The sequence below is a fragment of the Sphingomonas sp. EC-HK361 genome, assembly GCF_902498785.1.
GTDB lineage: Bacteria > Pseudomonadota > Alphaproteobacteria > Sphingomonadales > Sphingomonadaceae > Sphingomonas.
The window spans coordinates 13,407-36,549 of the sequence record NZ_LR701491.1 but is presented as its reverse complement, the minus strand read 5'-3'; the positions used below and the strand labels follow the sequence as shown (position 1 = coordinate 36,549).

Genomic DNA, 23,143 nt, shown 5'->3' with positions numbered 1-23,143 from the left:
GTTGCGGCGAGAACATCTGAGCAACATCTTCCAACAAGTCAAGCGTGAAACGCGGCAACCCCGCAGGCGGGTGCCCGCTTTTGTCTTCTATGAGATGGATTTTCACGAGAGTGGTGCACCACTCCCGATCAAGCGACGGCTCCATGGGTGCCTAATGGTCGGGATCGCCATTAGCCGCGATTTCGAGTGGCTTCATCGGCCCGCTGACATGATTCGATCGGGTGCGACCCAGGCTTTGGCGATGAACTGGCGTGCATAGCCTTGACGGTTCGCGGCGTCACTCGCGCGCAGTTTCGCCAGAAACACCTCGCCGAGCCGATCAACGGCTTGCGCGGTCATTTTGCGATCGGAGGAGGATAACTGCCGCTCGATCAGCAGGATTTCCTGCTGGAGATCAGTGCGGCGGGTTCGCTGGACGGCGAGCCGCGCGGTGAAGTCGACATCGCAGGCGGAGATTAGGCCCTGCTCGGTGAAGTCGAACATATTCTGGACCGCGCCCTCGACTCTGGTTCGGTGCGAAACGCCTTCAGGTGCCTGACACTCGCGCACCGCAGCCGAGCTGTCATCAAGCACGTTGGCTGAGGAACTCGCGAAGTCTCTCGGGACGAAATAGCCGTTCGGCCGCGGTGTCGATGACGATAGCCTAAAGGTTCTCGTCGCGGATGCTCGTGCCTTGGCAGGCAGTCTCGCCGCGCACGCGCCCTGCACATCAGCCGCCAGGTTCCTCAGCGCGCATCGACTGGCGCAGCGGGATCACCTGCGCAGCGCCCTCATAGACCAGCGGGCGTATGGACGCGTGGTTGGCGCCGTCGTGGAAGACGAGCTTCATCTTCAAGGATGGCGGCATTCCCGAAAAAGCCCCCTGTCGCGCCCCGATCGAGAGGGTCGCCGCACGATCGTTCCAGTAGAACGCGATCCGCGTGGCTTCGCCGTTCAGGTGGCCCTGCCCATTCCCCGCATCGTCGTAGAGCACGAAATGCCCGTCGGCGCCGGCATACACATGGATTTCGATCTCGCCGGGGGGCGTCGCTGTCCGATCGAGTCCCTGCACCATCGGCACGATGGCGCCGGCGCGCGCGAACAGCGGATGGCTTTGCAGCGTGATGTCGATCATCGGCGCTGTTCCGCCGCGATGACGCCGCCCGCTATGGAGGTCGTACCAGTCGCGTCCCTTCGGCAGCACGACCGGCAGCGCATGGCGTGCCGGAAGCTGCTGACGGCGGCGGATCGAAGGCGTGATCCATTCGAACCACAGGCTGACCGCGTCGGGAGTTGGCTGGCGCTGCTCCAGCAGGAAATCATAAGCGCGGCCGACGACGAGATCGGCGGTGAAGTCGAAGAATGCATCGCCCTCGTGGCCGCGGAACGACACGCCGCCGGTCGCGCCGTCCGCCTTTGCGGCACCCGACGCGCCATCGACGACGACACGGTGATCGAAGACGAGGCGGATCGCGCCCTTGCCGATGACGCTGAAGCGGTGCGGCCCGGTTTCCTCGGCAACGATGCGGCCGGTCCAGCGCAGCGAATAGGGTTTGCCGGCAAGCGCGGCGGGCAGATCGCCCGACCAGCTCATCTTGATGTCGTCGGTCAGGCGTGAGGACACGCGCCGTTCGAACTGCGCGCCTTCATAATATTCGATCCGCGCAGCGGGCGCCGCAGCGCCCTGGACGCAACGGCTGGGGATGAACTCCTGCATGTTGCGGCTCGCATGCTCGAACGGGCGGTCGACGATCCGCACCAGCAGGTCGCGGCCGAACAGAAACGCCGCCTGTTCCGCGCGGGCCCGCGGGTCGTCCGGAAAGTCCATCGCCAGCGCACGCATCGGCGTGTCTCCGTCATACACGGCCGCAGCCGCGACGGAATAGATATAGGGCATCAACCGATAGCGCTGGCGCAGCGCCGCTTCGAGCGCGTCGTAATGGGGGTCGCCCGGCTCGCCGAACTGCCACAGCTCGCGCGGGATGTGGGTGCCGTGCGCGCGGAAGACGGGCAGGAACGCGCCGAACTGGAACCAGCGGACGTAGAGCTCCTTGTAGGCCGGGTCGGCCAGCCCCTCGGGATAGCGATGAAAGACGAGAAACGCGCCGATGTCGCACGTCCACCACGGAATGCCCGCCATCGAGAAATTGAGCGCCGCGACGATCTGGTTGGCGAGCGTGCCCCAGCTGGCAAAGATATCGCCCGACCAGGTGACCGCGCCGAATGCCTGCTGCCCGGCATAGGCGGAGCGGCTGAGGATGACCGGGCGCTTCGCGGGAATGTCGCGCCGCATGGCGTCGCTCAGCCCGCGCGCCTGATACCAGGAATAGGTGAGCAGATTCTCGGCGATCGGCCCGGCGGCCATCCACCCGTTGGCGGCGAAGCTGGCAGCGGTGCCGTAACGCTCCCCGGTCGATCGCAGCTCGGGTTCGTTGCCGTCGGTCCACAGCCCGTCGACGCCGATGTCGATCAGCCCGCGCTTGATCGACCGCCAGTAGAGTGCGCGGGCGTCGGCGTTGCTGACATCGAAGACCTTGCCGCCAGACCAGTGCTCGCCGGGCAGCAGATAGCCCTTCGCGCCCATCGCGCGGTACAGATCGGTCGCGGTGCCGAAGGCGGGCCAGATCGAGGCGAGCAGATGGACGTCGGCCGCGTGGACGTGATCGACCATCGCCTTCGGATCGGGGAAGGTCGCTGCATCGAACTTCATGCCGCTGAAGTTTTCATTCCCGCCCCAGTATTTGTAATCGAGCACGATCGCGTCGAGCGGCAGGCCGCGGCGGCGATATTCGTCGACGACCGCGACGAGATCGACCTGGCGCGCGTAGCTCTCCTTGCTCTGCCAATAGCCGTACGCCCATTTCGGCAGCAGCGCCGCCGCGCCGGTTAGCGCGCGGTAGCCGCGGATCACCGCGTCCATGTCGACGCCGAGGCAGACATGATAGCGTATCGTATCGCCGGCGACCGAATGATAGTCGATCGCCCGACCGTGCGAGCGGAAATGCGCCGCGGTGCCGGTATCCCACAGCAGTCCCCACCCCGCGGTCGAGACGAGGAACGGGTTCACCGCATCGCTGTTGGCCTGCGCCAGAAAGACGCTTTGGCCGCGGTAATCGAACACCGGTTCGCGAAACTGGCCTAGGCCGTGCAGGCGTTCGGTCGCGCCGATCGTGAAGCCCTGCCGCCGGGTCGTTGCGACACCCGCGAGCGGCAACGGCGTCGGCGCCTCGGCAATGACACGCCCCCCATCCGGCGTATGGAACGCCAGACACCCGGTCCCGCGATCGATCGCGACGCGAATGCCCTGGCCGATCATCGCAAGGACAGGGCCGGTTTCTGCGAAGCGCACGGGCAGACCGTCATGCGCGAAGAAGCCGCCGGCGCTTGCCAGCTTCGCTGCGGGGCAATGGATGACGCTGGCGACCCCCGCCGCGGCGATGCGCACGCGCGTCACGGCCGGGCCCCTGTGGATCAGCACCCCGTCGTGCAGCCGCTCGATCCGATCGACGGGGATGCCCTGGGCGCCCTGCGCCCATCCCGGCAGCAGCGCAGCGGCGACCAGCGGCGAGGCGCCGGCCAGCAGCGTCCGCCGTGTTAGCGCAGGCATACGGAGCCGATCGTCCGTCATCGCTTCACCCTTCGTCACGGCCGCGCCGAAAGAAAAGAAACCGCCGCGCCCCGATTGCGCGGGATCGCGGCGGCCAAGATTCGTCCGGGGAGGACGATGGGAAAACCGCGCCGATCGTCAGTTCCGGATACGGATACCGAAGGTCAGGCGCCGTTCGAAGATGTTCTGCTGGTAATAGAGATTCTCGAACTGGGCATATTGCTGGTCGCTCGCGCTCGTCAGGTTGGTCCCCTGTGCGAAGACGGTGAAGTTGGGGGTGATATCGTAGCTGGCCGAGGCATCGAGATAGCCGACCGGCTTCGAATAGATGGCGAGCACGTCGCCATCGGCCACGCCGTTGACCGACTGCAGCCCGGCAAAGCGCTTCGAGCGCCAGTTATACGCAACACGCGCCTGGACCGGGCCCTTCTGGTAGAAACCGATGAGATTGTACTGATATTTCGAATTGTCCGGAACGGGCAGCGTCTTTCCGAACAGATCCCTGTTCGAACTTTCGCTGTCGGACAGCGTGAAATTGGCGTTCGCGCCGAACCCGCTCAGGAAGCCCGGCAGGAAATCGAACTGCTGCTGATAGCCGACCTCGATTCCCTTGATCTTGCCGCCGGTTCCGTTGCCGGTCGTCGAGATGACGCCGCCGGCGCGCACCACGCCGTCGGCATCGGCGATCGGCTGGATGGTGTTGATCGATTGCGGGAACGACTTCACGTCGAACAGGAACACCGCGGCGCTGAACAATCCGCCCCGCCCGAAATAGAATTCGTACGAGGCGTTGTAGTTGTTCGACTGATACGGTTCGAGATCGGGGTTGCCCGAGTTGCCCTGCAGGAACACCTGCAAATCGGACGGCAGGTTGGGGTAGCGGCCGTTGTTCGCGCCGTAATAGAGCACCCGGCCGGCGCCCAGATCGAACAGGTTGAGCTCGCCCACGACCTTCGCCGCGGCAAAGCGCAGCTTCTGACGATCGTCGATGTCGAGCGTCAGATTGAGCGAGGGCAACCACCGGTCGATCGTCTTGCGCGTGACGTTGGTGCCGAGGTTGATGAACACGCCGTTGTAATTGCCGCCCGTGCCGATGAAGCGGTTCGGATCGGTCGTGTTCGCATAAACGCTGCGGCGCGTCGTCGTGTAGCGCACGCCGACATTGCCCGACAGGTCCATGCCGAACAGCCCGCCATTCTCGGTACCGAAATTCGCCTGGAGGTAGGCAGTGCCCGTCTTCTCGGTCACGCGGAAGCTGCGGGTCGGATCGTTATAGGCCGCATTGCCGGGATACAGGCTGTTCTGAAACGCGAGCGGGTCCGACATCGCGTTCGGATCGATCGCGGGAATGCCGCCGCTCGGCACGCCGCCGAAGATGAAGTTGTTGTAGTTGCGCACGCGGTCGCCCAGCTGCGCGAAGGTGTAGATCGGCAGCACCGAGCGGCCTTCGATCGCCGCGTTGCCGGTATGACCGATGCCGGCATCCTTGAAGTAATACAGATCGCCCGGGCCGTTCAGCGTGCCGAGACCGTCGACCGTCACCGGCGCCAGCAGCTTGTATTCCGATACCGAGACGTCGCGGGTGTTGTAGCGGATGCCGGCGTCGATCGTCTTCAGGAACCCGCCGACCGTGTAGGTGCCATCGGCACGAAACGCGTCGGTCTTGGCGGTGCGTTCGTCGCCATAGCCCCAGGTCGAGAACAGGATCCAGTTGGCCGGATTGCTGACATCGGTGCCGAAGTTGAGCGTCGGATATTTGGTGGTGTAGTCGATGCCGACGTTCACGGCCGGAAAGCCGTTGGGGTTCTGGAAACCCGTGCACGCCGCGGGTGCGGGGTTGACGCGGCAGGCCGCTGTCGTGCCGCGCGTGATCGTCGGGCCGGTGACGGGCTTCGAATCCGCCTGCGATGAATCCGACGTGCGCCGCGCATCGCCGTGCACCCAGCGCAGCGTGCCCTTGAACACGCCGTCATTCTCGTAGGTGAGCTCGAGATTGGTATTATAGGTGCGCGAGCGGCTGTTGGTCGCCAGGCTGTTGGCGGTGAAGCCCGGCAGCGCGAAATTGCCGACCGTGACGACGCCGTTCTCGTCCACCTGCGATCCCGGCAGCAGCGGGCGCGGCGCATAGCCGCTGTTCAGCTGGATGTTGACCGCGCGCAGATCGTCGTTGAGCTTGGTATACGCGACATAACCGGTGAGCGTCAGCTGATCGGTGATCGCGAACTGCGCCGACGCGTTGAGGCCATAGCGCTCGCGCTCGGTCTGGCGGTTGGAGTTGCTGACGACCGCAGGCTGATAGACGTAATCCTTATCGGCGAACTTGTTGCTGTCGGTGATGTCGCCGTCGCCGCGCAGGTCGGTACCCGATAGCGCGTCGGTCGAGATCAGCCAGCTGTTGCCGGTGTCGATGCCGATATTGGCGAGCCTGGCCTTCGAATAGGACCCCGCCACCAGCAGCCCGAACCGCCCGTTGTGATAGCCGAGCAGGCCGGAATAGAGCTGGTTGAACTTCTTGACCCGCGACCCGTACGACGTTTCCGCCGACCCCGTCGCCGTCAGCCCCTCCTTCAGGTCGAACGGGCGCCGCGTCTTCAGGTCGATCGTGCCGCTGACCCCGCCCTCGACCTGGCGCGCGCTCGGCGACTTGTAAACATCAACGCCCGCGAACAGCGACGGGGGAATATCGGTGAAGTTGGGCTGCGCGTTGTCGATGCTCTGGCCGCCGAGGAACTGCTCGCCGTTGAGCGTCACCAGCACCTGCCCCAGCCCGCGCACATTGACGCTCGATCCCTCGCCTGCCGAGCGCCCGATCTGGATGCCGGGCACACGCTGGAGCGAATCGGCAATGGTCGCGTCGGGGAGCTTGCCGATATCCTCGGCGACGATGCTGTCGACGATCTCGGCCGATTGGCGCTTGATCTGAACCGCCGCGCGTTGCGCGCCGCGCACGCCGACCACGACGATGTCGTCCGCCGCAGAGTCCGCGCTCGGTTGACCGGTGGAATTGTCCTGCGCCGCCCCCGATGTCTGCGCGGGATCGCTCGCGGTCGCCTGCGCCCAGGCCGGCTGGGACAGCGCGATCGCGACGAGCGAGGCCGCAGCGAGAACTGCCCCCCGGCGAACCCGGCTTGCGGCGGTGCGATCAAAACCCTTCATCAACCTGCTCCTTCGGCACCGCCCCACTTGTAAGGCGCATTGTCCTTTTGGCCGCCCGCATGGGGGTGACCTGTAGAAAGCCGAAGTGTCGCTGCCGGGACGGGCGCAATCCTGCGCCGCCGATCCGCAACCCCGCCGTCATGCCTGGGTCGCCACATCCTCCCGAGCTGCTCGAACGTCAGCCTTCGTATCGCTCATTCCGCAGCACGCAGTCATCGTCAAGGATTAAATAAAGGAACTTCCTTTTTTATAATGCAAGACGACAAATTGGCCACGCTATTGCAGGATTGACATGTCCCAGGGCAGCCTCAGCCGATCGTGCGAAGGCGGTCGCGTAGCGGCGGATGAGCCGCTTTGTCGTCATGTCCTGATCGAAGACGCCGTACCATCCCTGCGGTTCGTGCGGCGGATCGCCGAGATAGCTTCGGTCACCGGTCCGAAACCGGTGATCGGGATGCTGGGCACGCCCTTCGCCGTTCCACGCCCAGAAATTCAGCCCCGCGAGCGGGCCGCCCGCGCGCGCATCGGCCGCCACGCTTTCCATGATGAGCCGGTAATAGCCATCGCGGTGGATGGTCGGCGTTCCCGGCGCATAGCCGGCATCGCGCGGATAGCCGAACTCCTCGATGACCAGGGGCTTGCCCAGCTTCACCGCCAGCGCGCGGTGATCGCGAATATAGGCCAATGTCTTCGCCTCGCCCACCGCGCGGGTGCCGGCGAGATCGGCCGGATCGATCCAGCCGAAATTCTGCGGCCAGATGTGGATCGTCATATAGTCGACCGGGGCTGCGGCATCGGCGACGCAGGCCATGCTGTTCGCGCACCCGATCGTGCCCTCGGCCCCGCTCGACACCAGATGATTGGCGTCGATCGACCGGATGAGCCTGGCGGTCTTGCGGATCCAGGCCTGATAGGCCGGAAGGATGCGGGCGGTCGTTGCCGGGCTTTCGCCGGGGCGCGGTTCATTGGCGAGCTGCCACGCCATGATCGCCGGATCGTCCGCATAGCGCCGTCCCGTCACACCGTTGGTGCGGCCGACGAGCGCGCAGACATAGGCGTGATACAGCGCCACCGCGCGCGGATGAGTGTAGAAGCCCGCGGTATAGTCCGCGAATTCCGGCCAGGGATGCGCCGGATCGTGGGCGTCGATATATTTCCCGCCATTGACCCAGGACAGGTAGGTCATCATGCCCCCCGACCATTCCCAGAAATTGTTGAGATAGATGACGGCGCGCATCCCGCGCTTGCCCAATTCCGCCAGGAACCAGTCCAGCCCGGCCAGCAAGTCCGGATTATAGACGTCCGTCTTCCCGCGAAACGCCGGCGAGATCGCACCGATAAGCGGCGAGTCCTCCGATGCGCCCAGCACCCGAACATTATCGATGCCGAGCGCGACCAGTCGGTCGAGTTCGCGCCCCAGTCGCGCACGGTCCCCATAGGCGGTGTCGGCACCGAGATAGGCGGCGTACCACATGTTGGCGCCGACATAGCGATAGGGCTTGCCGTGCAGGCGAAAGCCATGCCCCGCAACGGTGACGAAATCGGACGATGTGCGTGATCGCCTTGAACCGGCGATCGCAGGTAGCGCCGTCAGGCCGAGCAGGGAGGTGCCGGCAGCCAGTATCTCGCGGCGGGTCGTCATGGCTTCTCCAGTTGCAGGCGCTCAGTTCGGGATCGGGTTGCGCCTTAATCGCGCGATCTCCGGGGATTTGCCAAAACAAATTTCCTTTTTAAGATGGTGGGCGTCGAAAGGGACGGAAGACGTTGCACCCCGCCCCGGATCGGCGGAGAGCATCTGCATGATCCCAGCAAATCCGATCCGCGAAATCCGCTACGAAGGCGCCGATGCCTTTGCGCAGGCGGTGGCCGACGATCCCGGCCCGCTGGTGCTTCGCGGACTCGCCGCGGACTGGCCTTTGGTCGCGGCAGGTCGCGCCGGGCCCGAGGCGGCGGCGGCATATCTCGCGCGGTTCGATCGCGGCAGCACCGCACGCGCGATGCGCGCCGCCCCCGCCGAACGGGGCCGCTATTTCTACACGCCTGACATGCGCGGCTTCAATTTCGAGACCGCGCAGGTGCCGATGACGGTCCTGATCCGCCAGCTGATCCTGTGGCTCGACCGCGACGATGCGCCGTCGCTCTACGCCGGGTCGGCTTCCACGCCCGAGCATTTGCCGGGTCTCGCCGAAGCCAATCCGATGCCGCTCGCCACCCCCGGCGCGACGCCGCGCATCTGGATCGGCAACGCCTCGCACATCTCGACGCACTATGACGCGTCGGAGAATATTGCGGTCGTGGCGGCGGGGCGCCGCCGCTTCACGCTGTTCCCGCCCGATCAGACCCCCAATCTCTATGTCGGACCGCTGGACATGACGATCGCCGGCCAGCCAGTGAGCATGGTCGACCTGCGCGCGCCCGATCTGGATCGCTACCCCCGCTTCGCCAAGGCAATGAGTGCCGCGCTGAGCGCCGAACTGGAGCCGGGCGACGCGATCTACATACCGACCTTGTGGTGGCACAATGTCGTCGCCGAGGGCCCTTTCAACATCCTGCTGAACTACTGGTATGGCCAGCCACCCAGCGGATCGCCCTTCGCCGCGCTGGTCCATGCGATGCAGGCGGTGCGCGACCTGCCGCACACCGAACGCGAGGCGTGGCGGGTGTGGTTCGACCATTATGTGTTCTCGAAAGACGCCGCGACCCGCGCCGATCATCTGCCCGACCATGCGCGCGGCGTTATGGATGCGCCGTCGCCGACCCGCACCCAGCGCATCGTCGACTATCTCGTCGAGGCGCTCACCCGCCGCTGACCCCCGGCATCGGACAATGCGCCGCGACATAGTCGGCGTGGAGCGGCATCCGCAGCGCCTGCGCGGCATAGCCCGCCCGCATCTCGGCCATCGCGGCGCAAATCCGCGCATCGTCCATCGCGTCGACCAGCGGATCATAGCCCTGCGGCGCGATCCCCTGCCCCAGCATGACCGCGACCCAGCTGGGCACCGCGAACAGATCATGGTCGAAGCGCATCACCCGCCCCTTTTCCCGGAAGAGCGCGATCTTGTGCGCGAGGCTGTCGGGGATCGCCATGTTGCGGACGTAGCGCCAGAAGGGCGTGTCGTCGCGCCGCGTCGCCTTGTAATGCAGCACGATGAAGTCGCGGACATATTCGAACTGCTCGGTCATCAGCCGGTTGTAGGTGTCGCGCTCTACCGCGCTGAAACCTTTGTCGGGAAACAGCCAGAACAGTTTCGAGATGCCGGTCTGGATCAGATGGATGCTGGTCGATTCGAGCGGTTCGATGAAGCCACCCGCCAAGCCGAGCGCGACGACGTTGCGATCCCACAGCCGTTCGCGCACGCCGGCAGTAAAGGACAGGCGGCGCGGTGCAGCGAGCGGCGCATCGACACCCGCGACCAGCGCATCTTCGGCCGCGTCGTCGCTCAGATGCGCGCTCGCGTAGACGAGTCCGTTGCCGGTGCGATGCTGGAGCGGAATCCGCCACTGCCAGCCCGCCGCCTGCGCCGTCGCGCGGGTGAAGGGCGGCAGCGGCGCGGCGCGCGCGGCCGGCACCGCGACCGCGCGGTCGCACGGCAGCCAGTGCGACCAGTCGCGGTAGCCCACGCCCAGCGTCTCGCCGAGCAGCAGGCTGCGAAATCCCGAGCAGTCGATGAACAGATCGCCCGCCACGCGGCGCCCGTCCTCGAGCACGACCGCGCCCACGAACCCCGTCTGCGCATCGGTCTCCACGCCTGAGATCCTGCCCTCGATCCGCACGACGCCCTGCGCCTCGGCGCGGCGGCGCAGGAAGGCGGCATAGAGCCCGGCATCGAAATGATAGGCGTAGGCCAGCTGCGACAGCGGGGCACGCGGGTCCGTCGCGGGCGGGGCGAAGCGGCCCGCCGCGGCGGCCACCCCCGCCATCGCATAGTCCGACAGCACACCGATCCGGGCGGCATGCCGGTGCTTCAGCCAATACTGATGAAAGGCCACGCCCTGGAAATCTCGGCCGTGCTCGCCGAACGGATGGAAATAGCGTTCGCCACGTCCGCCCCAGTCGACGAACTCTATCCCAAGCTTGAAAGTCGCGCCGGTCTCGCGGACGAACTCCGCCTCGTCGATGCCGAGCAGCCGGTTGAAGCCGAGGATCGGCGGGATCGTCGCCTCGCCGACGCCGACGGTCCCGATCGCATCCGATTCGACGAGCGTGATTCGTCGATGGCCATCGTCCAGGAACCGCGCCGCAGCGGCGGCGGCCATCCAGCCCGCGGTCCCGCCGCCCACGATCACGACGGATTCGATCGGGGTCATCGACAATCCTTCAAGCGATCGGCGAGCCACGCCGGATAGGGTGAGGCGGTCGCCAGCGCGCGTGCGGCACGGGCTCGATGCGCGGCGGTCAGGCTGGCTTGCACCTTGTCGTCCCGCGCGATCGCGATCGGCGCCGGGCTATGCTGCGGACAGACGCGGCCCAGCAATTGGCGCCACAGGTCCGGACCGATGCTGTCTTCCTCGACATACGCGATGCGCCCGCGCCGGACGAACTCGGCAACGGTGTGGTCCAGACCCGGCGAACGCACGATGCCGGGGCGACCGAGATGATGCGCCGCCACGAAATCGGCGACCCGGTCGGTCAGCAGTGCCCAGCGCCGGTTATATTCCGCGCGCTCCAGCGGCACGATATCGCGTCCGGGCAGCAGCTCGAGCAGCAGCTCGATCTGGCAGATCGCCAGATGAAGGTTGCACCAGCCGAGCGGCTCGAACACCGCCGCCGCGTCGCCGACCTTGACGGTGCGATCGACCCAGCCCGCCGCGATGCGCCCCTGCGACAGGGGGACGTCGTCCACCGTCGGCTGTGCGTATCCGATCGTAAGCGTGCGCGTCGCAGCCCTGCCAGGCGACGCGATCCGATAGCCCGCCTCGGATGCGGTGACGGTGTCGATCACGGAAAGCGCCGGCGCGCATGTTTCCGCCGCGATGCTGCGCCCGGGCAAGCGATCGCTCCAGTCGATCCAGTTCGACCCGCCCGCTTGCGCGGCGCGCGTGTCGATGATCAGATCGGCCCCATCGTCCGCATCGCCGGCGGCGACTCCGACATGGCGCGCCAGCGACCGCAAACCGCGCAGATGCAGCGCAGGATCGAAGCGCAGCGCGGGATCGAGATCGGACAGCGGATCGTCCAAGGCGTCGCCGGGTTCGGCAAAATATTCTTCCGCTGCAAGCGCCGCGCCGATCGAAACTCCGCCCTCGGACACCGCGCCATAGGCCAGCAGCCACTCGGCGCCTTCACTGGGCCAGCCAAGATATCGGATCGCAAGCCGGTGTGTCGCGGCCGCGCGACCGATCAGGGTGGCCTCATCCATGCCCATCCTTGCATGAAACTGGCCGAGCGACGGCAGCGTGGTATGGGCGAGGTCCGCCAAGGCGTGCGGCGCCACGGGTGCGTCTGCAAGTGCGACGATGGTGTGCGGCAGCGCGCGGCGCAGCGCGATCGCTGCGAGCAGCGCGACCTGGCCCCCGCCGATGACGAGGACGCGCGACAACGGCATACGGGCCGTGACCGCGCGGCTCATCGCATCGCGGCCAGGCTCGCCCGGTGCTCGGGCATGGCGATGGCGGTCGCGCCAACCCGCGCGCGCAAATCCTGCATCGCGCGATCCATCGCGGCATCGTCGGGGATGGCGGCGCGCGGATCATAGGCATCGGGCAAAATGCCTTGTCCGATCAACACCGCGACCCAACTCGGTTCCAGAAACAGTCCCTCACCATAGCGCGCGACGCGCCCCGTCGCGCGCCACAAGGCCAGCTTTTCGGCAAGGCTGTCGGGCACCGCCATCGTCCGCACGTGATCCCAGAAGGTCGAATCGTCGCGCCGGGTCGCATGATAATGCAGGATCAGGAAGTCGCGGATGCGATCATATTCCATGTCGACGAGACGATTGAACGCGTTACGGTCGGCGTCCGCGATGCCGCCTGCCGGAAACAGCTCGATCAACCGCGTGATCGCGGCCTGGACGAGATAGATCGACGTCGATTCCAGCGGTTCGAGAAAGCCGCTGGCGAGGCCGACACCGACCACGTTGCGCACCCAGCTGCGCCGCCGCCGCCCGGCACGAAAGCGCAGGACGCGCGGCTCGGTGAGCGGCTCGCCCTCGACCGCCGCGATCAGCGCTTCGCAGGCTTCGTCCTCCGACACATGGTCGCTGGCAAAGACATAGCCGTTGCCCACCCGGTGCCGGAGCGGAATCCGCCATCGCCATCCCGCCGGCATGGCAACGGCGCGCGTGTAGGGCTCGATCGCGCCCTCGGGCGACGCGCACGGCATCGCGGCGGCGCTATCGCACGGCAGCCAGCCGCTCCAGTCCTCCCATGCTTCGTCCAGCTCGCCGCCGAGCAGCAGGTTGCGAAAGCCGGAGCAGTCGACGAAGAGATCGCCGGCGATCCGCTCGCCGGTATCCAGATGCAAGGCCGCGATGTCCCCGGTCGTGCCATCGCGTTCCACCGATCGGACGGTCGCCTCGGTCCGCGCGACGCCGCGAGCGACGGCGTAGTCGCGCAGGAACGGGCCGAAGCGGGTGGCGTCGAACTGATAAGCATAGCCATAGCTGCCGGCGAGCTCCGGGTCGGCAGGATTTGGATGCGCGAAGCGGTTGGCTTCCGCCGCGGCGACCGCGACCGACCACTGGCCGATCGGCACTCGCCCGCCCGCCCGCAGCCAGTAATGGTGGAATGCCACGCCGGCCAGATCGCGGCCGAAGGTGCCGAAGGGATGAATATACCGGTCGCCGATCGCGCCGAACCCTTCGAACGCGATACCCAGCTTGAAGGTCGCATGGGTCGCCGCCATGAAGGCGCCTTCGTCGATGCCCAGATGTTGCACGAATTGCCGGATATGCGGCAGCGTCGCTTCGCCCACGCCAACGATGCCGATGTCGGCGGATTCGACGAGACGGATGTCGGCGATCGGCGCAAGGTCGTTCGCCAGCGCTGCCGCAGTCATCCACCCCGCGGTGCCACCGCCCAGAATGACCACGCGCGTGCGCGGCCGTGCGTCCGCCATTGCCGCCCCCCCCCTGATCGACTTGTGGCGCGTCCGGAGCCCGACGACTAGCCCTCCATCTTAGTTTAATCAATTTTCCTTTTTCATCTTGCGCGGTCGCGCCGCATGCGAGATGTAACGTTCAAGCGATCTTTAGGGAGGATCGCGCACTGGAGCCGGCAAAAGACCGCGCGCCAGACAATGGAGGGGCAATCATGGATTTTTCGCGTTCGCGATCATCGCGCAATCAGCTTTCCAGGTTTTTCGGCGGCGTATCCGCGATCGCGCTCGCAGGCGCGACGCCAGCGGCATTTGCGCAGGACACCCCCGAACCCGAGGCACAGACCGCGGCCACGCCGTCGCAGGATGACGCGCCCGCGTATGAGGGCGACGACATCATCGTGCGCGGCATCCGCGCCAGCCTGCAGAACGCGCAGGAGATCAAGCGCAACGCGGATACCGTGGTTGACGCGATCAGCGCGGAGGACATTTCCGCGCTGCCCGACCGGTCGGTGAACGAAGCGCTTCAGCGCATCCCCGGAGTCGCGATCACCCGCTTCGCCGCCCCTGACGACTCACAGCATTTCTCGGTCGAGGGGTCCGGCGTCGTCATCCGCGGGCTTGGCTATGTTCGCGGCGAGTTCAACGGCCGCGACGCCTTTGCCGCCAGCGGTGGGCGCGAGATCGGCTTCAGCGACGTGCCGACCGAACTCGTCGGCTCCATCGAGGTCTTCAAGGGCCTGACATCCGACCTGATCGAAGGCGGCATCTCCGGCACGGTCAGCATCAACACGCGCAAGCCCTTCGACAGCACGAAAGACATCTATTACCTCTCGACTTCGGTAAATTACGGCGATTTCGTGAAGAAGTCGGCGCCGGGGTTCGCCGGCCTGGCCAGCAAGACCTTCGACCTGCCGGGCGGCGGGCGGATCGGCGTGCTCGCGTCGGGCAGCTACAACCGCCAGTATAATCGCTCCGACCGGGTGTTCCTGTCGTCCTTCCTGCCGCGCTTCAACGCCCCGAACGACGGGGTCGACGGCTATGCGGTCAACGGCAACTATCAGGGCTCGCAATATGACGGGCAGCTGTGCGACGGCAACAATCCGAACGAAGGCCGCATCCTCAACCAGGGCACGCCCTATGCCGTGCGCGCCTGCGACGCGTTCAACGTGCCGGCGGGGTTCGACACGGTGTACACGCCGCTGGGCGGCGGCTTCGGCTCGCAGGAATTCGACCGGCTGCGGACCAGCTTCTCCGGCGCGCTGCAATATGAGAATGCCGACCGATCGCTGCTCATCACCGGCCAGTATCTGCGCGCGCTGAGCAAGGAGAACTGGGTCGAGCGCACGACCGAGCCATCGGTCTATTACAATGATATCGGGAATACCTTTCCGGCCGGCACGCTCGCGCCGAACCAGTTCAGCCCGAACGGCATGACCACGCCGGGCGGCTTCGCCTACAATCCTGCCAACCAGTTCACGTTCGACAAGAACGGCATCTTCACCAGCGGCACGCTGGAGGAGACGAACACGACCCAGCAGCATAATGTCACGACGCCGTGCGTGATCCCGAACCAGGGGTTTCCGTACACGAATACCTACTGCCCCTATCCGCAGCTGGTGCGCACCGGCACCGGGGTGCGCTTCACCAACCGCTACAATGCGACACGCTCGCTGGCGCAGGACTTTTCGCTCAACCTGAAATGGACGCCGACCGAGCGGCTGCACCTGACGTTCGACGGGCAGTATGTGAAGTCGGAGGCCGATCAGATCGACGACATCGTCGACTTGCAGACCTATGCCAATCCGACCATCGACCTGACCGGCAAGGTGCCGCAAATCTCGTTTGCGACGCCGGGCTTCGACACCGCGCGCTATTTCTCGGGCGTCGACAGCACGATCTTCTACAACGACGCCTACAACAACCGGAACATCAGCGACGGCGACGAATGGGCGTTCCGCGTGGATGCCGACTATGATCTGTCGGACGACGGCTTCTTCCGCAAGATTCGCGTCGGCGGCCGCTATGCGGACCGCAAGCAGACGGTGCGCACCAACGACTACAACAATTGGGGCAGCCTGTCCGCGACATGGACCGATCAGGGCCCGCGCTTCGTCAACGAGGTGACGCCGAACGACGTCGGCCTCTACAGCTACGGCAATTTCTTTCGTGGCGGCACGACTGCGCCGCCGGCATCGCCGTTCATCAACGAGAGCATCCTGCGCAACCACGATGCCCTCATGGACTTGCTCGTCAACCGCGCGAAGGATCCGTCGGGGCAGTTCAGCTACACCCCGATCGAGGATCGCGGCACGGACCTGATCGACGGGTATTTCCGGCCCGGCGAAATCTACGAGAATTCGGAAAAGACCTATGCCGGCTATGCCCGGCTGGACTTCGCGACCGATTTCGGCGGCGGCCGGCGCCTGTCGGGCAATATCGGCGCGCGCTACGTCCATACCCGCGACGATTCGGTGGGGGCGATCACCTTCCCTTCGCGCACCCAGGTCATCTCGACCTTCCCGGATTTCGCGAGCTACTGTGCGGATCAGCAATCGCAGGCCAATCAGCCGCCCCCGCCCGGCCCCGTCAGCAACGCGCCGCCGCAAACGCAGCTGCCCGCGCTATGCCGCCCCGGCGTGACCGACGCGCAGCGCAATGCCGTGCTGGCCTTCGCCGACGGATCGCAATTGCCGCAAACCGCCAGGCAGGAATTCGACAATTTCCTGCCGGCGCTCAACCTGCGTTTCGATGCGACCAACAAGCTGCTGTTCCGCTTCGCCGCGTCACGCGCCATATCGCGGCCGAATTTCGGCGATCTGCGCAACTTCCTGTCGATCGGCTTCAATGGCTCGACTGGGGCGTTCGAGGCGCGATCGTCCAACCCGTTCCTGCGACCGATCACCGCGGACCAGTTCGACCTGACCGCCGAATGGTATTTCGCAAAAGTGGGCTCGTTCACCGCCGCGGCGTTCTACAAATCGCTCAAGAACGTGATCCTCGCGAACAGCGGGTTTAGCCGCGACGTATCGAACAACGGCTCCACCTACACGCTCCAGTTGAGCGGCCCCGCCAACGCGCCGGGCACGACCAAGATCAAGGGCCTCGAGTTCGGCTATCAGCAGACCTATGATTTCCTGCCCGGTGCGCTTGCCGGTTTGGGCGTGCAGGCGACCTATACCTATATCGACGCGGGCAAGGTCCAGATCGCCCCGCCCGACTATCGTGCGTCTGCCGACCCCACGCCGCTGGAGGGCGATGGCTATCAGCCACCGCTCGACGTGCAGGGCCTCTACGACAATCTCGAGCTTCCGGGTCTTTCCAAACACAATTTCAACGCGTCGCTTTTCTATGACCGCAACGGGCTGTATCTGCGGGCGGCCTATAGCTGGCGGTCGAAATATTTGCTGACCAACCGCGATTGCTGCTTCCCGTTCCTGCCGGTCTATGCAGCGTCTTACGGCCAGCTGGACGGTTCAGCCTTCTACGCCGTCAATCAGAGCTTCAAGATCGGGATCGAGGTGCAGAATCTGCTCGATGCGACGACCAAAACGGTCTTCCGCCTCAACGGCGAAGGACTTGAATCACCACGCCAATATTCGAAGGCGGATCGCACCTACACCATCAGTGCGCGGATGAGCTTCTGAGCGGCACCCGATGGCGGCGATTGCACGAGCATTCGCCGCCGCAAGGGCTGCGACGATGCCGATGCCGGTTCTGCCGCAGTTTCGGGAATGCCAGACATGAAGCCAATACGAGATCCGATGCCGCTCCCCGAAACAGGGGGGCGGGGGATGCCGGTGTTTGCCGGTATCGAGCTTGGCGGAACGAAATGCGTCTGTACGCTCGCGCACGGCCCGGGGGCGATCGTCGAACAACGCACCATTCCTACCCAACAGCCCGAGCCCACGCTCGGTGCGATCGACGGGATTCTCGATCGATGGGCGCATGACCACCCGTTCGCGGCGATCGGTATCGGCAGCTTCGGACCGGTCGATCTGGATCCCGACTCCGCCAACTACGGCTACGTCCTTGCGACCAACAAGGGCGGGTGGACCATGACCGATGTCGCGCGGCGACTGTCGTCGCGCCACCCCGTGCCGATGGCGTTCGATACCGACGTCAATGGCGCGGCGCTCGCCGAGATGGCCTGGGGTGCAGGAAAAGGCCTGTCCGACTTTGCCTATGTGACCGTGGGCACCGGGGTCGGCGTTGGGCTGATTGTCCGGGGCCAACCCACCCGCGGTGTGGGCCATAGCGAGCTAGGCCACATCCTGGTGCCGCGGCTCGATGGCGACGATGGACCGAGCGCCTGCCGCTTCCATCGTGACTGTGTGGAGGGCCTCGCATCGGGTCCGGCGATCGAGGCGGTTCTCGGAGAAACACCGGTTTCCGACATCGCTGCCGATCATCCGGTCTGGACGCGCGTGGCCGATGCCGTCGCGAAGCTGTGTCACAGCCTGATCTGCACGACCGGGCCGCAGCGTATCGCGGTGGGTGGCGGGGTGTTCATGAAGCAGGACCATCTGCTGCCGCGCATCGAGCCTATGCTGCGCGCGAGCCTGAACGGCTATCTGTCGCTGCCCGCCAACGGCCCCTACATCGTTCCGCCGTCCCTCGGAGCGCAGGCCGGACCGCTCGGCTCGATCGCGCTGGCCCGCGCGGCGCTCGCTGTCGAACCGGGACACTGACATGCGCGACGCTGTGATGAGGTTCGGATTGCTGGGTTGCGCATCGCTTCTCCTTTCGGCCACGAATCCGCCCGCGAACGCAGCGCGCGCCATCGGCGCTTGCGTGAATATGGCGAACCACCTTGAGGCTCCCCGCGAAGGCGCATGGGGGCGGCCCATCGCCGACGCCGATTTCCGCATCATCGCCGACGCCGGATTCCGCACCGTCCGAATTCCGGTCCAATGGTCCGCCCATGCCGCCGTGCAGCCGCCCTATGCGATTGATCCGGCGTTCATGGCCCGGGTCGATCATGTCGTCGGCAAGGCGCGGGCGGCGGGTCTGGGTGTGATCCTGAACCTGCACAATTACGATGCATTGATGACGGAGCCGGCCGCCAACACACAGCGCTTCGCCGGTCTGTGGCGACAGATCGCAGCGCATTTCGCGAACCGCGACGACGCGCTGTGGTTCGAGCTGCTGAACGAGCCGCACGACAAGCTGACCAACGCGAACCTGCTCGTAACCCTGGGTCCGGCGCTTGCCGCGGTGCGCCGCACGAACCCGACGCGCAAGGTGGTGATCGGGGGGCAGAACTGGAGCAACGTCGACTCGCTAGCGACGCTGCCGCTTCCGGACGACAGGAATCTCGTCGTGACCTTCCACTATTACGAACCCTTCGCCTTCACCCATCAGGGCGCAAGCTGGGTCAACCCGTCTCCACCGGTCGGACGGACCTATCCGATGCCGGGCGATGCCGCGGCGCTGGCCGGCGACGTCGCCAAGGTCCGCGCCTATGCGACGCGGACCGGGCGCCCGATCTTCATGGGCGAATATGGCGCGCACGATCCCATCGCGATCGACCAGCGCGCCCGCTATTACGGCGCGGTGCATGACGCCTTTGCGCGCATCGGTATCGATGGCTGCGCCTGGGGCTATACCAACGGCTTCGCGCTGCGCCGCGGCGATCGCTGGATCGATCCGATCCTCCGCGCGATCGGGCTCGGCAAACCGCGTTAGTCTAGCGCGCCGCTGGATTGGCGTAGAGATTGGGCAGATCGGGCTCGAACAGCGTCATCGGCGATTTCTCGAACTGCACGAAGTCCGCAGCGCTCGCCTGACCGCGGTACGGTGCAAAGAAATGCTCGCGCTTCTCGCGCGCCGCGTTGGCATTGCGCCAGACGAGCACATAGCTGACGCCGCGCGACGAGGGTGCCTGCAAGCCCGGCAACAGCACCTGCGTCCACCACTGCGGATCGGGGAGCTTTTCCAGCCCCGTCTCGGTCAGCGCCGCGATCTTGCCGCGTTCGCCGGCCCAGCGTGTGACCTCGGCTAGCCGGCGCGCGAACACGTCGCGCGTGCGGGTGATTTCGATGCTGTGATAGTCATCGAACCCGAGCATATCGACCCACCGGTCGCCCGGATAAAAGGCGAAATAATCCGCAGCGCCGTCGAATATGTCGGTGGAATAGGCGTAGAGCAGGTTGTGCACGCGCCGTGTGTCGCGCAGATAGCCGACGGTGAAGCGCCATAACGCGACGAAATCGGCGGCGCTCGCGTTCCCCCGGCCCCACCAGAACCATGCGCCGGTCTGCTCATGAAATGGCCGGAACCAGACCGGGATCGGGCGCCCCTGCGCGTCTTTCAGGCTGGCCAGAAAGGTCGCGGCGATATCGAGCCGGCGGCGATAGGCATCGTGCAGCCGCCCGCCCGGCAGGATCGCCGCGACCGCCGGGCTCACGTCCCAGGCATCGGTGCCCGTCACGGGATTGGGCATGTGCCAGCTGAAGGTGTTCACCCCGCCGCGCGCGTGCGCCGCCGCCACGAACGCGCGCAGCCGCGCCGCCTTTGCCGGATCGAGCCGATCGGTCTTGTCGGCAAAGATATCCATGACGTCCCAGCCATAGACCGCCGGATAGACGCCGGTGACGTCCTTCACGTCGGAACGATCGGCGTCGCCCGCCCAGTCATGGCCATAGGTGAGCGTATTCTGGTGGCCGAACATCACCCCGCGCTGCGCGAGGCGCTGCATGTTCGCGAACAGATTGCGCGTCTCGCGCGTCGCATGCCCGTCGATCGGCTGGGCAACCGCGGATGTCGCGACGAGCAGCATCGACAGGAGCAGCCAGCGCATCCTCCTGCGCCTTATTACGGACATGCGATGGGCGTCGTGCTGCTCGCGATGCGGACGCGTGACACGTCGATCCGGGTGCGCGCCTGGCTGGCGAAGGTGGCGGGCCGGTCGATCTTCGCCATGTCGACGCCGCGCGCGGCGAAACAGCGCAGCGGGACCGCGACGCTCGTCCATTCGCCGGGCTTGCCGGCGGGCAGGGTGACGGTGCCGCTGCGACTGCCGGCGGCCATGCCGATCGCGACCGGACCGCTCGCGTCGCTCGTCCGGTAATCCACGATCAGGCTGAGCATCCCGTTGGCCTCGCGCGACAGATCGAGCGGATCGCGCAGGGCGAACCCCGCCTCGCCCGCACCGGTCCAGGTCAGCCGGACCGAGTCCTCCTGCGCGGCGCGATCGGTGCGGGTGGCCGCCACCGATCCCGAGGTCGTGATGCGGGCTCCCGGCGCCAGACGCCCCGCCACGAAGATCGCGCCCGGATCGACGGCGGCGACCTTGGGACGCACCTCCGACAACATGGGCACGGTCGCAGGGCTGGCGTAGCTGAGGCCGTAGCCGATCGGGAACAGCGGATCGTAATTCGGATCGCGGCGATTGAGGACATATTGATCGAGCCGCTTGGGCCACGAAAAGCTCAGGCGCCCACGAAAATCCTGCGCGGGTCGCCCATCGGGTTTCGCGATCAGGACGTCGGCCACCCCGCCGCCTTCGGTCCCCGGCAGAAAGGCAGCGACGAACGCATCCGCCGCGTTGAGTTCGGCGTTCACCCACAGCGGACGCCCGGACAGAAACAGCGCGACGACCGGAATGCCGGCTGCCTTCAAGCGCTTGAGCAGCGCAAGATCGGATTTGTCGCCCGGGCTGTATTCCAGCGTCGGCCGGTCGCCGCTGAATTCGGCGTAGGGCGTCTCACCGAACACCACGATCGCCGCGTCGGGCTTGCGCGCATAGCGGCCATCGACGCTGAGCGTGGCGCTCCCGCCCGCCTTCGCCACCGCGTCCCGGATGCCGGCGAAGATCGACTGGCCGTTCGGAAAGTCGGCGTTGGTCACGTCGGTGCCCTGCCACGTGATCGACCAGCCGCCCGACTGCATGCCGATATCGTCCGCGCCGCGGCCCGCGACCAGCAGATTGGCGGACGGTTTGAGCGGCAGCACGCCGCCATTGTTCTTCAGCAGCACCAGCGATTCGCGCACCGCCTGGCGCGCGATCGCACGGTGTGCGGGCGCGCCGATCAGATCGAACTTGCCGGCATAGCGCCGCGACGACGGCCGCCCCGCCTCGAACGTCCCGGCCAGCACCTTCACCCGCAGGATGCGCCGCACCGCATCGTCCAGCCGCGCACGCGGGATGACCCCCGCCTTCGCCTCGCGCAGCGTATTCGCGTAGAGCTGCTTCCAGCCGGGGCCGGAATACATGAACATGTCGAGCCCGGCGTTGATCGCGGCGGCGCAATCCTCGTTGGTGCAGCCGGGCACCTGGCCGTGCGCGTTCCAGTCGCCGACGACGAACCCGTCAAAGCCCCAGCGATCCTTCAGCACCCCGGTCAGCATCGACGCGTTGCCGGTCATCTTCTCGCCGTTCCAGCTGGAAAAGCTGGCCATGACGGTCAGCGCGCCCGCGCCGATCGCGGGCGGATACCCCGCCGCATGGACGTCGCGCAGCACCGCTTCGGGGACGCGCGTGTCGCCCTGATCGCGCCCGCCCGTCCCGCCATCGCCGACGAAATGCTTGACCGAGGAAATGACGTGGCCCGGCGCGAGGAAATCCTTGCCGACGGTACCCTGCACCCCCTCGACCATCGGCGCGGCGTAGCTGGCGACGATCGCGGGGTCTTCCGAATAGCTCTCATAGGTGCGCCCCCAGCGATCGTCCTGGACGACCGCCAGCGTCGGCGCGAAGCTCCAGTCGATGCCGGTCGCGGCGGTCTCGAGCGCGGTCGCCGCGCCAATCTTCCGGATGAGCGCGGGGTCGCGCATCGCGCCCAACCCGATATTGTGCGGAAACAGCGTCGCGCCGACAATGTTGTTGGCGCCGTGCACCGCATCGGTGCCCCAGATCACCGGCACCGCCGGGCGGCCGTCGCTCCGCTTGACCGAAGCTTCGTAGAAGGCGTCGAACAGCTTCAGCCATTCGGCCGGGGCTGCGCGCTCGTCGTTGTTCGGGGCGGAATTGCCGCCGTTCAGGATAGAGCCGAGCTTGTAGGTCTCGAGGTCTTTGGGCGCGATGCTGGCGATGTCGACCTGCAGCAATTGCCCGACCTTGTCCTCGATCGACATCCGCGCGAGCATTGCGGCCACGCGGGCCTCGACCTTCGGGTCGCGGTGCCGCTGCATCGCCGGCTTCGGCCACTGCTCCGGATGGGCGACGGGAGAAAGCGCGGTCTGCGCGAGAAGCGGCGCGGCGGCCGCCGACAGGATCAGCGTCGCGGTCGCGAGCCGGAGGCGTCGTGTCACATTTCTCTCCCTGACGCCGTTCTGATCGCGGCATGGCCAGCAAAGCTTGCAACCGCACCCCTGTCAAGATTTCATATTTCAATTTGGCTTTTTCTGGCAGCTGTGCTGAA

13 protein-coding genes are annotated in these 23,143 nt (G+C 66.1%); 4 read left to right on the top strand and 9 right to left on the bottom strand.

All coding sequences use genetic code 11. The annotated features are described in order from the left end of the window. Positions 1-192 precede the first annotated feature (192 nt). The 4 genes from BOS5A_RS00310 to BOS5A_RS00295 form a co-directional block, all read right to left on the bottom strand. Positions 193-483, bottom strand: a complete 291-nt coding sequence (locus BOS5A_RS00310; protein WP_151953235.1) for a hypothetical protein — start codon at positions 481-483, stop codon at positions 193-195. Between the two features lie 226 nt (positions 484-709). Then, a complete protein-coding gene (locus tag BOS5A_RS00305; protein ID WP_234419115.1) occupies positions 710-3,586 on the bottom strand; it encodes a TIM-barrel domain-containing protein in 2,877 nt (958 codons plus the stop codon). Positions 3,587-3,724: 138 nt separating this feature from the next. Further along, a complete protein-coding gene (locus tag BOS5A_RS00300) occupies positions 3,725-6,742 on the bottom strand; it encodes a TonB-dependent receptor (protein ID WP_151953234.1) in 3,018 nt (1,005 codons plus the stop codon). A 247-nt stretch (positions 6,743-6,989) separates the two neighbouring features. Then, positions 6,990-8,384, bottom strand: coding sequence for a glycoside hydrolase 5 family protein (locus tag BOS5A_RS00295; RefSeq protein ID WP_151953233.1), 1,395 nt, complete (start codon positions 8,382-8,384; stop codon positions 6,990-6,992). Positions 8,385-8,541: 157 nt separating this feature from the next. Here BOS5A_RS00295 and BOS5A_RS00290 point away from each other — a divergent pair, with 157 nt between their 5' ends. Beyond that, positions 8,542-9,552 (top strand): cupin-like domain-containing protein, encoded by a 1,011-nt coding sequence (locus BOS5A_RS00290; protein WP_151953232.1) that lies wholly within the window; start codon positions 8,542-8,544, stop codon positions 9,550-9,552. Here the strand turns inward: BOS5A_RS00290 and BOS5A_RS00285 are convergent. Genes BOS5A_RS00285 through BOS5A_RS00275 form a run of 3 tightly spaced genes read right to left on the bottom strand, consistent with a single transcriptional unit; the run spans position 9,539 to position 13,799 of the window. Further along, complete coding sequence (locus BOS5A_RS00285) at positions 9,539-11,050, bottom strand: tryptophan halogenase family protein (protein ID WP_151953231.1); 1,512 nt, start codon at positions 11,048-11,050, stop codon at positions 9,539-9,541. The genes BOS5A_RS00290 and BOS5A_RS00285 overlap by 14 nt on opposite strands. Further along, positions 11,047-12,312 (bottom strand): tryptophan 7-halogenase, encoded by a 1,266-nt coding sequence (locus BOS5A_RS00280; RefSeq protein ID WP_151953230.1) that lies wholly within the window; start codon positions 12,310-12,312, stop codon positions 11,047-11,049. Before BOS5A_RS00280 ends, BOS5A_RS00285 begins: the two co-directional genes overlap by 4 nt. Then, complete coding sequence (locus BOS5A_RS00275) at positions 12,309-13,799, bottom strand: tryptophan halogenase family protein (protein ID WP_151953229.1); 1,491 nt, start codon at positions 13,797-13,799, stop codon at positions 12,309-12,311. The genes BOS5A_RS00280 and BOS5A_RS00275 overlap by 4 nt, the downstream gene beginning before the upstream one ends. 194 nt (positions 13,800-13,993) lie before the next feature. Between BOS5A_RS00275 and BOS5A_RS00270 the strand changes: the two genes are divergently transcribed. From BOS5A_RS00270 to BOS5A_RS00260, 3 genes are all read left to right on the top strand, one after another. Further along, complete coding sequence (locus tag BOS5A_RS00270) at positions 13,994-17,425, top strand: TonB-dependent receptor (RefSeq protein WP_151953228.1); 3,432 nt, start codon at positions 13,994-13,996, stop codon at positions 17,423-17,425. A 147-nt stretch (positions 17,426-17,572) separates the two neighbouring features. After that, positions 17,573-18,469 carry an ROK family protein gene (locus BOS5A_RS00265; RefSeq protein WP_199857150.1) on the top strand — a complete coding sequence of 299 codons (897 nt, stop codon included), beginning with the start codon at positions 17,573-17,575 and terminating at the stop codon, positions 18,467-18,469. A 109-nt stretch (positions 18,470-18,578) separates the two neighbouring features. Further along, positions 18,579-19,466 (top strand): glycoside hydrolase family 5 protein, encoded by an 888-nt coding sequence (locus BOS5A_RS00260; RefSeq protein ID WP_151953227.1) that lies wholly within the window; start codon positions 18,579-18,581, stop codon positions 19,464-19,466. Position 19,467: 1 nt separating this feature from the next. On the opposite strand, the gene BOS5A_RS00255 is transcribed toward BOS5A_RS00260, so the two are convergent. Together BOS5A_RS00255 and BOS5A_RS00250 are read right to left on the bottom strand one after the other, a co-directional pair. Next, positions 19,468-20,580, bottom strand: a complete 1,113-nt coding sequence (locus BOS5A_RS00255) for a glycoside hydrolase family 26 protein (RefSeq protein ID WP_199857149.1) — start codon at positions 20,578-20,580, stop codon at positions 19,468-19,470. 14 nt (positions 20,581-20,594) lie between these two features. Next, complete coding sequence (locus BOS5A_RS00250; protein WP_442800488.1) at positions 20,595-23,033, bottom strand: glycoside hydrolase family 3 N-terminal domain-containing protein; 2,439 nt, start codon at positions 23,031-23,033, stop codon at positions 20,595-20,597. Positions 23,034-23,143 lie beyond the last annotated feature (110 nt).